The organism is Agreia sp. PsM10, assembly GCF_030433855.1.
Classification (GTDB): domain Bacteria; phylum Actinomycetota; class Actinomycetes; order Actinomycetales; family Microbacteriaceae; genus Agreia.
The window spans coordinates 110,671-122,923 of record NZ_JARUXC010000005.1; the positions used below are offsets into that span (position 1 = coordinate 110,671).

The 12,253-nt window shown below is 67.1% G+C and carries 13 protein-coding genes and 2 tRNA genes; 6 read left to right on the forward strand and 9 right to left on the reverse strand.

The features are described from left to right. The first annotated feature begins 12 nt into the window (after window positions 1–12). The 3 genes from QCD70_RS08075 (at window position 13) to QCD70_RS08085 (ending at window position 1,801) form a co-directional block, all read left to right on the forward strand. Window positions 13–624 (forward strand): hypothetical protein, encoded by a 612-nt coding sequence (locus QCD70_RS08075; RefSeq protein WP_301214919.1) that lies wholly within the window; start codon window positions 13–15, stop codon window positions 622–624. After that, on the forward strand, window positions 621–869 hold the full coding sequence (locus QCD70_RS08080) for a hypothetical protein (protein WP_235497281.1): 249 nt from the start codon (window positions 621–623) through the stop codon (window positions 867–869). The genes QCD70_RS08075 and QCD70_RS08080 overlap by 4 nt, the downstream gene beginning before the upstream one ends. Window positions 870–937: 68 nt before the next feature. Then, a complete protein-coding gene (locus QCD70_RS08085; RefSeq protein ID WP_367316710.1) occupies window positions 938–1,801 on the forward strand; it encodes a siderophore-interacting protein in 864 nt (287 codons plus the stop codon). Here QCD70_RS08085 and QCD70_RS08090 read toward each other — a convergent pair. From QCD70_RS08090 to QCD70_RS08105, 4 genes are all read right to left on the reverse strand, one after another. Next, window positions 1,764–2,951 (reverse strand): benzoate/H(+) symporter BenE family transporter, encoded by a 1,188-nt coding sequence (locus QCD70_RS08090; RefSeq protein ID WP_301214921.1) that lies wholly within the window; start codon window positions 2,949–2,951, stop codon window positions 1,764–1,766. The genes QCD70_RS08085 and QCD70_RS08090 overlap by 38 nt on opposite strands. 19 nt (window positions 2,952–2,970) lie before the next feature. Beyond that, window positions 2,971–4,248 (reverse strand): ATP-dependent Clp protease ATP-binding subunit ClpX, encoded by a 1,278-nt coding sequence (clpX, locus tag QCD70_RS08095; RefSeq protein ID WP_055931783.1) that lies wholly within the window; start codon window positions 4,246–4,248, stop codon window positions 2,971–2,973. Between the two features lie 168 nt (window positions 4,249–4,416). Then, the gene (locus QCD70_RS08100; protein ID WP_055931780.1) at window positions 4,417–5,097 is read right to left on the reverse strand and encodes an ATP-dependent Clp protease proteolytic subunit; all 681 of its coding nucleotides are present in this window, start codon (window positions 5,095–5,097) and stop codon (window positions 4,417–4,419) included. Window positions 5,098–5,130: 33 nt separating this feature from the next. Next, window positions 5,131–5,742 (reverse strand): ATP-dependent Clp protease proteolytic subunit, encoded by a 612-nt coding sequence (locus QCD70_RS08105; protein WP_055931777.1) that lies wholly within the window; start codon window positions 5,740–5,742, stop codon window positions 5,131–5,133. A 138-nt stretch (window positions 5,743–5,880) separates the two neighbouring features. Here QCD70_RS08105 and QCD70_RS08110 point away from each other — a divergent pair, with 138 nt between their 5' ends. After that, the gene (locus QCD70_RS08110; RefSeq protein WP_301214924.1) at window positions 5,881–7,173 is read left to right on the forward strand and encodes a DUF445 domain-containing protein; all 1,293 of its coding nucleotides are present in this window, start codon (window positions 5,881–5,883) and stop codon (window positions 7,171–7,173) included. Between the two features lie 134 nt (window positions 7,174–7,307). On the opposite strand, the gene QCD70_RS08115 is transcribed toward QCD70_RS08110, so the two are convergent. The 3 genes from QCD70_RS08115 to QCD70_RS08125 form a co-directional block, all read right to left on the reverse strand. Continuing rightward, complete coding sequence (locus QCD70_RS08115; RefSeq protein WP_301214925.1) at window positions 7,308–8,054, reverse strand: hypothetical protein; 747 nt, start codon at window positions 8,052–8,054, stop codon at window positions 7,308–7,310. 415 nt (window positions 8,055–8,469) lie between these two features. Then, window positions 8,470–9,243, reverse strand: coding sequence for an aminoglycoside 3'-phosphotransferase (locus tag QCD70_RS08120; protein ID WP_301214927.1), 774 nt, complete (start codon window positions 9,241–9,243; stop codon window positions 8,470–8,472). Window positions 9,244–9,266: 23 nt separating this feature from the next. Continuing rightward, on the reverse strand, window positions 9,267–9,656 hold the full coding sequence (locus QCD70_RS08125) for a hypothetical protein (RefSeq protein ID WP_301214929.1): 390 nt from the start codon (window positions 9,654–9,656) through the stop codon (window positions 9,267–9,269). 61 nt (window positions 9,657–9,717) lie between these two features. On the opposite strand from QCD70_RS08125, the gene QCD70_RS08130 reads away from it, so the two are divergent. Beyond that, window positions 9,718–10,329: a TetR/AcrR family transcriptional regulator gene (locus QCD70_RS08130; protein WP_301214931.1), complete on the forward strand. Its 612-nt coding sequence runs from the start codon at window positions 9,718–9,720 to the stop codon at window positions 10,327–10,329. A 74-nt stretch (window positions 10,330–10,403) separates the two neighbouring features. Here QCD70_RS08130 and tig read toward each other — a convergent pair whose 3' ends face one another. Together tig and QCD70_RS08140 are read right to left on the reverse strand one after the other, a co-directional pair. Beyond that, entirely contained in the window at window positions 10,404–11,750 is a 1,347-nt protein-coding gene (tig, locus tag QCD70_RS08135) for a trigger factor (RefSeq protein ID WP_301214933.1), read from the reverse strand. 74 nt (window positions 11,751–11,824) lie between these two features. Then, window positions 11,825–11,902, reverse strand: a tRNA-Pro gene (locus QCD70_RS08140). 203 nt (window positions 11,903–12,105) lie between these two features. On the opposite strand from QCD70_RS08140, the gene QCD70_RS08145 reads away from it, so the two are divergent. Next, window positions 12,106–12,179: transfer RNA gene (locus tag QCD70_RS08145), tRNA-Gly, on the forward strand. Window positions 12,180–12,253 lie beyond the last annotated feature (74 nt).

A 12,253-nucleotide genomic window follows, 5' to 3' on the forward strand; every position in this document is an offset into this window, starting at 1 on the left:
GGCCCGAGCATCGTGAAGAGACCTGCAGTGCTCGCCCTCGCGGCCGTCGCGGTGATGCTCGCCCTCACCTCATGCGCCTCATCGGCAGACTCCCCGACACCGTCGCCCAGCTCGTCGCCGGGCGACATCCAGGGCGGCACCCAGCCCACCAGCACGGTTCCTCTCGTCGCGTTCCCCGACTCGCAGGAGCTCGCCGCGTGGTGCCCGCTCGACGTCGAAGCCGTGCACCTTCACCAGCTGACGGCCACCGTGTCGAGCGCCGCGGTCTGCTCCACCGAGCTCGGCGACGACGGCTTCCCCACCACCACGGTCAGCGCGGTGAGCGGCGGCCTCGATGAACTCCTCGCGGCCTACGCGGCGCCCAATGCCCCTCTCGACCCGACCGTCATCTGCACGCTGCAGTTGGAGGACCCCCTCCTCGTCTGGCTCACGTACCCCGGCGAACGCAGCTATCCCGTCTACGCCCCCGTCGGCCCCTGCGGCTTCCCGACCGACGAGGCGAAGGCCGCGTTCACGGCCCTCGAACTCACGCCGGTCGTGTCGTTCACCCAGACGGCCACCGGCGTCACCACGACCGACATCGGTCTCGGCGCGCCCGAGGCCACAGCCAAGGAGACCACATGATTCAGCTCGGAACCCGATGGGCCGTGGGCGACGAGACCCCGTCGCGACTCCCCCAGGTCGTCAGCGACGCCATCGAAGAGGTCGAGGCCGCCCTGGCGGAAGGCGACACCGACACGTCGGGCTGGAACTGGACGCTCACGTGGCTCGAGGGAAAGCCGGTCTGCGAGCTCGACGACGGAACTCTCGTCGAGTACGACCCCGACACCGACGAGGCGATCGTGACGCCCTACGACGACGAGGACTGACCCTGTTCGATCAGTCCCCCACCTCCCCCTTCCATCTCCACACCTGCCGGGTCTCGCGGATAACCGATCTGTCGCCCAGCTTTCGTCGTTTCGCTCTCACCGGCGACCGGCTCGACTCGTTCGCCGACAACGGCTTCGACCAGCGCATCAAGCTGATCCTCCCCCTCGACGGGCACGGCCTCTCGGCGATGCCGATGACCGACGACTGGTACTCCGCGTGGCGCGCACTCCCCGACGAGCTGCGCAACCCGATCCGCACCTACACGGTGCGCTCGGTGCGCGCCTCGTCGCGTCAGATCGACGTCGACGTGGTCGTGCACCCCGTCGACGGACCGGCATCGATCTGGGCCGAGACCGCGGTCGTCGGGGACGAGCTCGTCGTTCTCGGGCCGAACGCCCACCACGACGGGTTCCACGGCGGCGTCGACTTCCTGCCGCCTCCGCACGCGGAGCGCATCCTGCTCGCCGGCGACGAGACGGCGCTTCCCGCCATCGCGGCCATCCTCGAGCGGCTTCCGCCCACGGCATCCGGCCACGCGATCGTCGAGGTGCCCCACGCCGACGACGCCGTCTGCGTGTCGGCCCACCCCGGCTTCACCGTCGACGTGCTTGCGCGCACCGGCCGCGCGCACGGTGACCTGCTCGTGCCGGCCGTGCGGGCCGTGGCGCCCTCGCTGCTGCGCTCGACACGCTCATCCCCGGCCGACCGGAGCGAGCTCGTCGACGTGGACGTGGATCACGACCTGCTGTGGGAGGTCCCCTCCGACGACCACGGCGGACCCGCCCGACAGGATGCACCGCTCTACGCCTGGCTCGCCGGCGAGGCGGGCGTCATCAAGACGCTGCGCCGCCACCTCGTGAGCGAGCTGGGCATCGACCGCAAGAGCGTCGCCTTTATGGGGTACTGGCGTCTCGGTCGGGCCGAGGGCTGACCTTCGGCCGACCGATCGTGGTCACGATCATGACGATCGCGCCCACGAGCAGGCCCCAGAACGCCGAGCCGACGCCCACGATCGACACACCCGATGCGGTGACCAGGAAGGTGGCGATCGCGGGGATTCGACGGTCTGTCTCGTCGAGCGCGCTGACCACGCTCGTGACGAGAGCGCCGAGCAGCGCCAGGCCGGCGACCGCCGTGATGAGGATGGGCGGGGCCGCAGAGATGAGAGTCGTCGCCACGCCTGCCGCCAGCCCGAACAGCACGTAGAGCGCCCCGGCGGTGACCGACGCGGGCCACCGCTTCGTCGAATCGGGATGCGAGTCGGGGCCGGCCATGATGGCCGCCGTGATCGCGGCGAGGTTGATGGCATGGCCGCCGAAGAACGCACCGATCAACGAGCCGATGCCCGAGCTCACGAGCGCGGGACGCGGAGGAACCGTGTAGCCGAAGGTCGACATGACCGCGAAGCCCGGCACATTCTGGCCCGCCATCGTGACGATGAACAGCGGCAGCCCGAGGCTCACGATCACCACCGGGTCGAAAGACGGAACCACGAACTGCAGGGTGGGCGCGAGCGAGGCGCCCTCGAGCATGGAGCTGCCGGCGGTGACGGCGATGCCGATGGCGGCCACGAGCATGGCGGCGGGAACGGCCCACCTCGGCGCGAGCCGGTAGAGCACGAGCCAGGTGATGATCACGGGAAGCGCGAGCCATGGGATCTCGACCGCCGCGGTGATGGGCGCGAGGCAGATGGGAAACAGGATGCCGGCCAGCATCGCGCTGGCTATCGGGCGAGGGATGCTCGTGATGGCTCTGCCCAGGGCGGGCCACAGGCCGCAGAGAACGATCAGCGCGCCGCACACGAGGAAAGCTCCGACGGCGGCCCCGAAGTCGTCTGTCACTCCGGCGGCGGCCACCAGGAGCGCGGCGCCCGGCGTGGACCACGCGAACGAGATGGGCATCCTGTAATGCCACGCGAGCAGGATGCAGCAGAGCCCGCTTGTGACACACACCGCCAGAAGCCCCGAAGAGGCTTGCGCCTCGGTGGCACCGACGGCCCTCAGGCCCGCCACCACGAGCACGAACGAGCTCGCGAACCCGGTGATCGCCGAGACGACGCCCGCCGAGACGGGTTGGATCACCCCAACGGCGTCGCTGTCGCTACGCCGACTTTTCGGCACGGACGGGCTTGCGCGGAACGATCGTGGGGGCCGCGTTGTCGTTCACGGACTCACGGGTGACCACGACACGCGCCACCTCGTCGGTCGAGGGGACCTCGAACATGATCGGGCCGAGCACCTCTTCCATGATCGAGCGGAGCCCGCGGGCACCCGTCTTGCGCAGCACGGCGAGGTCGGCGATGGCCTCCAGCGCCTCGCGGTCGAACTCGAGCTCGACCCCGTCGAGCTCGAACATGCGCTGATACTGCTTGACGATCGCGTTGCGCGGCTCGGTGAGGATCTGCATCAGTGCGGTCTGGTCGAGCGGCGTCACCGTGGTGACCACGGGGAGGCGACCGATGAACTCGGGGATCAGCCCGAACTTGTGCAGGTCTTCGGGCAGCACATCGGAGAAGAAGTTCACGTCTTCGCGCTTCGAGTGCAGAGGTGCATTGAAGCCGATGCCCCGCTTGCCCGCGCGCTCGGCGATGATCTCCTCGAGCCCGGCGAATGCGCCGGCGACGATGAAGAGCACGTTCGTCGTGTCGATCTGGATGAACTCCTGGTGCGGGTGCTTGCGACCACCCTGCGGCGGAACGGACGCGACCGTGCCCTCGAGTATCTTGAGCAGCGCCTGCTGCACGCCCTCACCCGAGACGTCTCGCGTGATCGACGGGTTCTCTGCCTTGCGGGCGATCTTGTCGACCTCATCGATGTAGATGATGCCCGTCTCGGCCCGCTTGACGTCGTAGTCGGCGGCCTGGATGAGCTTGAGGAGGATGTTCTCGACGTCTTCGCCGACGTAGCCCGCCTCGGTGAGCGCCGTCGCGTCGGCGACGGCGAAGGGCACGTTGAGCCGCTTCGCGAGGGTCTGTGCAAGGTAGGTCTTGCCGCAGCCGGTCGGGCCGATCAGCAGGATGTTGCTCTTGGCCAGCTCGATCTGATCGCCCTGCGTCTCTGCCGGGCCGATCGTGGTGCGCGCCTTGGTGCGCTTGTAGTGGTTGTAGACGGCGACGGAGAGGGCCTTCTTGGCGGCCACCTGACCGATCACATACTCTTCGAGGAAGTTGAAGATCTCTTTCGGCTTCGGCAGCTCGAACTCGCCCGCCGCCTCGTCGCCCGCCTCGGACAGGCGCTCCTCGATGATCTCGTTGCAGAGCTCGACGCACTCATCGCAGATGTACACGCCGGGACCGGCGATGAGTTGCTGCACCTGCTTCTGGCTCTTTCCGCAGAAAGAACACTTGAGCAGGTCGGCGCTTTCTCCGATGCGAGCCATGCCGGCCTCCTGTCGATGACGATTGATTCGAGCCTAACCCGTGCCACCGACATCCGGGGCGCGGCACCGCCAGAAGCGGCTCATGTCGTAACAAAAAGGGCCCCTCGACAGGCTCGGGGAACGATCATCTCGTTCCCTGAGCCCGTCGAAGGGCCTCTCGATGCAGAGCTACTTGACGAGCGCCGGAAGGTTCTTGCGCGAGGTCAGGACCTGGTCGATCAAGCCGTACTCGAGGGCGTCGGCCGCGCTCATGATGTTGTCGCGGTCGATGTCCTTGTTCACCTGCTCGCTCGTCTTGCCCGAGTGGTGAGCCAGGGTGTCCTCGAGCCAGGTGCGCATGCGCAGGATCTCGGCGGCCTGGATCTCGATGTCGGATGCCTGGCCGCCGCCCTCGCCGCCGCCCGCGGAGGGCTGGTGGATGAGGATGCGCGCGTTCGGCAGTGCGAGACGCTTGCCGGGCGAGCCCGCCGCGAGGAGCACGGCCGCGGCCGAGGCCGCCTGGCCGAGGCAGACGGTCTGGATCTGCGGGCGGATGTACTGCATCGTGTCGTAGATCGCGGTCATCGCGGTGAACGATCCACCGGGAGAGTTGATGTACATCTCGATGTCGCGGTCGGGGTCCTGGCTCTCGAGGACGAGGAGCTGGGCCATGATGTCGTCGGCCGACGCGTCGTCGACCTGCACGCCGAGGAAGATGATGCGGTCCTCGAAGAGCTTCGCGTAGGGGTCCTGGCGCTTGTAGCCGTAGGCCGTGCGCTCTTCGAAGGTGGGGAGGATGTACCGGTTCGACGGCGACGTGCCGTTGCCGTAGGGCGAGCTGTACGCCGCGCCGAATGCTGGAGTGTTCATTCTTCTTCTCTGTTCGTCTTGTCTCGGCGGAACTTACTTGGACTCACTGGGCACGACGTCGGCCTCTTCGGTGCCGCCACCGCCGGCGACGTCGGACGCGAATTCGCGCACGTGGTCGACGAAGCCGTACTCGAGGGCCTGCTGGGCGGTGAACCAGTTGTCGCGGTCGCCGTCCTTGATGACCTGCTCGATGCTCTTGCCGGTCTGCTCGCTGGTGAGCTCCGCCATGCGGCGCTTCATGTCGAGGATGAGCTTCGCCTGGGTCTGGATGTCGGCGCTCGTGCCACCGAATCCGCCGGACGGCTGGTGCAGCAGAACGCGGGCGTTGGGCGTGATGTAGCGCTTGCCCTTCGTACCCGACGACAGCAGGAACTGGCCCATCGACGCGGCCATGCCGATGCCGACGGTGACGATGTCGTTCGAGACGAACTTCATCGTGTCGTAGATGGCCATGCCCGCGGTGATCGATCCGCCGGGAGAGTTGATGTAGAGGTAGATGTCGCGATTGGGGTCTTCGGCGGCGAGCAGAAGGATCTTCGCGCAGATCTCGTTCGCATTGTCGTCGCGGACGGCACTGCCCAACCAGATGATGCGGTCCTTGAGTAGTCGGTCAAAAACACTGGATACCAGAGCCGGTTCGGCCATGTGATTGCTCCTCTATTACTTGCGTGATCTCGAATCTACTGGAGGCCGCCGCAGCCGGTGCCGTTGTTCGCCGTAGGCAAAGAATGGCGCTGTTGCCGTAGGCAAAGATTGTCGGCGAACCCGCCTTACGATGAAGCCATGGCCACCCCGCTCGCCGCGCCCGTCGCATCCACCCCTCTTCTCTCTCAGCGCGACCTCGAGAAGCTCGCCGCCCTGCGCGGCATGAAGCGTCTCGCCACCGGCCTGCTCGTGATCATGGCCGTCATCTTCGTGGTGGCGTTCGCGCTGCAGGAGCGCTACGAGTGGCTGCAGTACGTGCGCGCCGCGGCGGAGGGCGGCATGGTCGGCGCCCTCGCCGACTGGTTCGCCGTCACGGCGCTGTTCCGGCATCCGCTCGGCCTGCGCATCCCGCACACCGCGATCATCCCCACGGAGAAGGATCGCATCGGCGTGACACTCGGCGAGTTCGTCGAGACGAACTTCCTCTCGCGAGAGGTGATCACCACGAAGCTGCGCTCGCTCGGCGTCTCGCACGCCGTCGGAACGTGGCTCGTCGATCCGGCCCACGCCACGCGGCTCACCTCGGAGGCCGCCAACGCCGCGCGCGGATTCCTCTCCCTCGTCGACGACGACACCATGCGGGAGGTCATCGAGGAGATCGGGCGGCGACAGCTGATCGAGCCCGCCTGGGGGCCACCGCTCGGTCGCATGACCTCGACCTTCGTCGACGGTGGACACCAGGGCCAGGTCGTCGACCTGCTCGTCGAGCGGCTGTACGAGTGGCTCGAGCGCAACCCGGATGCCTTCGGCCAGGCCGTGAGCGAACGGCTGCCCAGTTGGATGCCCTCCTTCGTCGACCGGGTCGTCGACGACCGTGCGCATCGGGAGGCCCTGAAGTTCATCTCCGCGGTCAGGGACGACCCGCACCACCAGTTGCGGATCGCCATCGACGAGTACCTGCGCAGGCTCAGCGACGATCTCCAGCACGACGAGGTCACCATGGCCAAGGTCGAGGAGCTGAAGGCCCAGGTGTTCGACAGCCCGCAGGTGCGCGACCTCGCCGGCCAGGCCTGGAACGCGGCGCGCACCGCCCTCGTGTCGTCGCTCGAGAACCCGGCGAGCGAGCTCCGCACGCGCCTCAGCGAGGCGGTCATGCAGTTCGGACATTCGCTTCTCGAGGATCCCGTGCTGGGCGAGAAGGTCGACCGGTGGGTCGAGGATGCGGCGGGTTACCTGGTCGAGACATACCGCCACGACCTCGCCGCGATCATCTCCGACACGGTGCGCGGATGGAACGCCGAGGACACGGGACGCAAGATCGAGGTGGAGGTCGGCCGCGACCTGCAGTTCATCCGCATCAACGGAACCGTCGTCGGCTCCCTGGCCGGCCTCGCGATCTTCACGATCGCCCACGCGATCTTCGGCGGCTGACGCGCCGCCTCGGTCACACCGCCGTCATCATCGAGTCGGCGGGAAAGTACCGAACGGCCCGATCATGGGTGCACCTGCGACGACTCGATGACGGCGTTGGTGCATATGCGCCTAGTGGATGGCCGTGCAGGGATTCACGGGCGCCAACCGGCGTCGCGAAGGGCTCCTTCGACCCGGGCGACCGCGGCTGCCGGGTCGCCGAAGAGCTGCCCTTTGCGCACACGGATGGGCGTCCACTTGTTGCGAACGAAACCCTCGATCCGGAGCATGTCCTTGTTGTACTGGACGGAGTCGGTGCGATGCTGCTCGCCGTCGTATTCGGCAATGACACGAAACCCTCGAAAAAGACTGTCGGCTCGGCCGAGGAACGCGCCTGACGCACTGAAGATGTCGACGTTGAGTTCGGGCTCGGGCAGGCCCGCCCGCATCATGTGCAGCCGAAGGATGGTCTCCGGACGAGACTCCGCTCCCTGCCTGATGTCGAGAAGTGCACGCCGAGCCGACCGCGCATGCCTCCCGGAATACGACCTCACACGATCGGTGAGTTGCTCGATCGTCGCGTATGGACGAACCTCACCCGGCTGAACCTTCTTCGGCACGAGAATGAGATGGTCCCCGGCGGCGACGAGGTCGTCGTGCGAGAGCACACCGGCCAGATGGCACCACGTGGAGGCGGCGTCCGTGACACGGAGTCCATATCTTCTCTCGACTCTGATGCCGGTGTCGGAGAACTCTCGCCCTCGAACGCCGCGCGCTCGACTCGCCCGGTTCGGCGACATCCGCCCGACGTGCACGCCCTCCGACCGGCGGAACTCATCGGGCAGAGGTATGCGCCACATCCGAGCTGCTGTCAGGCCGCAGAAGAATTCGTCTTCACGCATGCGCACAAGATAGGCCAGGCACAGGCCGTACAGCCCGTGGATGCCACCCCGCCGGACGCGAACCCCGTGGAATGGCCGCTCGAGGTCTCGTCCCCGCATCCGTTGGCGGCCGACGCCCGCGTGCCGCCCTTCCGCGACAGAGAATGATCGCCCCGTCAGCTGGGGTGGAAGGGCTACTCGACGAGGCATCCCGACATGCTGCCCCGTCTTCGCCGCTGCTTGTGCGTCTCTCCCCAGGGCAGCACGATGCGTCGACTCGTCACAGAAGCACTGAAAACCAGAGTCATGCACGCCTCTACGCCGATTCGATGACACCGGGCCTATCGAATCGGCGGAAATGCACCGAATGAGCGCGGGGTGAGTGAATCCCTGCCGAGTGGATGCGCCGGGCTGGGGAGGAGGAGTGCCGCGACGGTCAGGTGGCGGCCCAGAGAGCCCGGTAGTACGTCAGTCGTTCCTCGTCGCGGGCGATTCCGTACGCGTCGAGCAGCTCCGACTCCAGGCGCTCTCCTCCGTCGTAGTTCCACTCCAGGCTCCACGTGGCCACGGCCAGGTCGGCCCAGCGATCGGCGACCCCGAGCGACCCGAGGTCGACGTGCCCGGCGAACGATCCGTCGTCCGCGACGAGCGTGTTCGGGGCGCACGCATCTCCATGACAGACGACCAGCCGATCGACGGGCGGGGCGGCATCCAGGGCCGCGGGCAGATCGAGGCCCGCCGCCCTCGCTCGCGCGATGCGGCCCGTCGCGGACCACGAGGACGGGCACCCCTGCACCGGCAGTCGATCGTGCAGCTCGCGAAGTCCGGCACCGATGGCGCGAGCCGCTACGCGTGAGGCCGCATCGTTCGTCACGAAGCGTGCGTCGACCGCACTGTCGCCCGGCAAGGCGGCCGTCAGCATCCACGAGCCGGTCGAATCATCACCTGAATCCACGACCCGAGGCACCCGAGCGAACGAGCCCGCCCAGCCGAGCCGCGCGACCTCGGCGTCGACACGGGGCGTGCCCGTCGGCATCCATTTGACGAAGCGAGCGGATGCGCCGGACGAGAGCCTGAACGTGAGACCGCCGAGCGTGTTGCGCCAGACCGGGGTGATCGAGTCACCCCCGGCGAGGTGCTCGACAATGGCCGGAACCGGAACCGGTCCGGTGGGCACCGCGGCAATCTCCACCACTCGAGTCTGCACCACGCGTGTCAGTCGATGACGTCGAGTCAGTCGATGACGTCGAGGCCCGTGAGGTCCGGCACCCGCAGAACGCCGTCGACCCGCTCGATGGCAAGGGTCGCCACGATCACGGCGTCGTCCATGGGAAGGATGCCCTCGATCCGGGTCGAGTGCCGAGCGGTGTTCTGGTCGGCGACCCGTCGCACAGCGACTCCGGCCGCTTCCAGCGCGGCCACGTCGATAACCACGAGAAGCAGTGGCAGCCGAAGGTCTCCGTAGATCGACTGCAGGACGTCGTCGATGCCTCCTGCCGTGGTCGCTCGTATATAACCGGCGTCGAAGAATCCCACGCCCCGCGTCGACACCTCGTATTCGCCGAAGTTTCCCGAGGCGCCCCAGTCGTCGGCGATGGCGACATGCAGTATCCGTGAACCCATTCCAGCTCTCCTTCGTGTGTCGTGAACAATCATTAATGATACGAGCAAGTACTATTAGTGGATGACCACAGCTCGAGGACGTATTCCGGATTCGCAGAGGTCGGAACGTCGTGCGCGAATGCTCGACGATGCCGTCGCCCTCTTCCTGGCGGAGGGCTATGCGTCGACCAGCCTCGATCTCGTCGCGCAGCGAAGTTCGGCGAGCAAACGCACCGTCTACGCCTACTTCACCGACAAGGCGGGACTCTTCACCGCGGCCGTCGGACGGTTGCACGACAGGATCGCCGAGACCGCGGAGCAGTCCGCCCCGCTGCTCGAGCTCTGCACGTCACTGGTCGAGACGCTGCATTCCGATGAGGCCGTCGCCCTGCATCGAATCGTCGTCGGCGAATCGACGAGGTTTCCCGAGCTTGCACGGTCGTTCTACGTCGCCGGACCCGCCCGGTCGACACAGATGCTGCTCGCGGCCCTGCGTGCGGCCGATTCGGGTCCCGATAGACCGGGAACCTCGGACGCCTCGGACGCCTCGGACGCCGAGCGGCTCTATGCCCTGCTTCTCGGCGAGCCGCATCGTCGGCGCCTGCTCGGCCTGACCCCTGCCCCGACGTCGGAGGATTCCGCCCGCCATGCTGCGGAGACCCTGCGCGCCCTCGGGCACGTGCCGGCCGACTGACCACGCACATCCGGCCGCGGGAACGACGAAGGGCCCGGCATGCGTGCGCATGCCGGGCCCTTCGTGTGAAACGACTAGTGCGAGTGACCCTCGTGGTCGTCGTGGTCGTGACCGGCGTGCTCGTCGATGGCGTCATCGGGCTCGGACACGACGGCCGCGAACTCCTTGAGGTCGATCGTCTTGCCGTCGGTGTCGACGACCTTCGCCTTGCCCAGCAGGATGGCGAGAGCCTTGTTGCGGGCGACCTCGCCGACCATGGCGGGGATCTGGCCGCTCTGGTCGAGGGCCTGAACGAACTCGTTCGGCTCCATGCCGTACTGGGCAGCGCTCTGCACGAGGTACTGCGTCAGCTCGTCCTGGCCGACCTTGACCTTCTCCTGCTCCGCGACGGCGTCGAGCAGGATCTGGGTACGGAAGGTGCTCTCGCTCGAGGCGGTGACCTCGGCGCGGTGCTCGTCGTCTTCGAGGCGGTTCTCGTTCTCGAGGTGACGGTGCACCTCGTCTTCGATGAGCGCGGGGGGAACCGCGACGTCGACCTTCTCGAGGAGGGTCTCGACGAGCTTGGTGCGGGCGGCGGATGCCTGGCCGAACGCCTTCTGCTTGGCGACCGTGTTCTTCAGGTCGGCCTTCAGCTCGTCGAGCGTGTCGAACTCGCTGGCGATCTGGGCGAAGTCGTCGTCGGCCTCGGGAAGCTCGCGCTCCTTGACCGCGAGCAGCGACACCGACACGAGCGCATCGGAACCGGCGTGGTCTCCGCCGAGCAGCGGCGCCTCGAACGTGGTGGACTCGCCGGCCGAGAGGGAGTCGAGCGCCTCGTCGATGCCCTCGAGCAGCTCGCCGGAGCCGACCTCGTAGGAGATGCCGGTCGCCTTGTCGACCTCGGCGCCGTCGATGGTGGCGACCAGGTCGAGCTGGGCGAAGTCGCCCGTCTTGGCCGGACGGTCGACGGTGACGAGCGTGCCGAAGCGGCTGCGCAGGTTCTCGAGCTCGGTGGCGATGTCGTCGTCGGACACCTCGACGGCGTCGACGGTGACCTCGAGGTCGTTGTAGTCGGGGAGCGTGATCTCGGGGCGCACATCGACCTCGATGGCGAGTTCGAGGTCGCCGGAGAAGTCCTTGTTGCTGGGCCACTCGACGATGTCGGCCGACGGCTTGCCCAGGGGGCGCAGCTCGTTCTCGGTGATGGCTTGACGGTAGAAGCCGTCGAGGCCGTCGTTGACGGCGTGCTCCAGCACGGCCTCCTTGCCGACGCGCTGGTCGATCAGGGGCGGCGGAACCTTGCCCTTGCGGAAGCCGGGGATGTTGATCGACTCGGCGATGTGGCCGTAGGCGTGATCAATGCTGGGCTTCAGCTCGTCGGGGGTGACCGAGATGGCGATTTTCACGCGTGTCGGGGTGAGCTGTTCGACCGTGGTCTTCACGTTTGGCTTCTCCTGAGGGTTAGTACTGTGCTGCACCGTGTGGCTGGATCAAGTGTTGCTGGGAACTCGCGCTGTGGTCGGGGCGACAGGATTCGAACCTGCGACCTCCCGCCCCCAAAACGGGCGCTCTAGCCAAGCTGAGCTACGCCCCGGTTCTCGTCACAAGTCCCGCGAGGCCAGTCACCGGGTGACGCACAGGGCGTCTGGCACGAGGGTAGTGCCGGGCGAATTGGCCTCGGCAAGTCTACTGCACAGGCTGGGCGGCTGCTGAGCAGTTTCCGATGCCCGGTTACGCGCTCGGGGAAACTGTGTACTACGATGTTCCAGTGCCGCTTGCGGCGCACCCACCCCTTTCGGGGCTGTAGCTTAGTGGTAAAGCCTCTGTCTTCCAAACAGATGATGCGAGTTCGATTCTCGTCAGCCCCTCCATTTTACGAGGCCCCCGGTAGTCGATACCGGGGGCCTTCCTCGTCTCCGCACACATATCGGCATTGTCCACAGAC

What these genes read in the sequence shown, in the direction of transcription:
- QCD70_RS08080 (WP_235497281.1), top strand. Translation starts at nt 621, where the DNA reads ATGATTCAGCTCGGAACCCGATGGGCCGTGGGCGACGAGACCCCGTCG.
- clpX (WP_055931783.1), bottom strand. Translation starts at nt 4,248, where the DNA reads ATGGCTCGCATCGGAGAAAGCGCCGACCTGCTCAAGTGTTCTTTCTGC.
- QCD70_RS08100 (WP_055931780.1), bottom strand. Translation starts at nt 5,097, where the DNA reads ATGAACACTCCAGCATTCGGCGCGGCGTACAGCTCGCCCTACGGCAAC.
- QCD70_RS08105 (WP_055931777.1), bottom strand. Translation starts at nt 5,742, where the DNA reads ATGGCCGAACCGGCTCTGGTATCCAGTGTTTTTGACCGACTACTCAAG.
- QCD70_RS08110 (WP_301214924.1), top strand. Translation starts at nt 5,881, where the DNA reads ATGGCCACCCCGCTCGCCGCGCCCGTCGCATCCACCCCTCTTCTCTCT.
- QCD70_RS08115 (WP_301214925.1), bottom strand. Translation starts at nt 8,054, where the DNA reads ATGCGTGAAGACGAATTCTTCTGCGGCCTGACAGCAGCTCGGATGTGG.
- QCD70_RS08125 (WP_301214929.1), bottom strand. Translation starts at nt 9,656, where the DNA reads ATGGGTTCACGGATACTGCATGTCGCCATCGCCGACGACTGGGGCGCC.
- QCD70_RS08130 (WP_301214931.1), top strand. Translation starts at nt 9,718, where the DNA reads ATGACCACAGCTCGAGGACGTATTCCGGATTCGCAGAGGTCGGAACGT.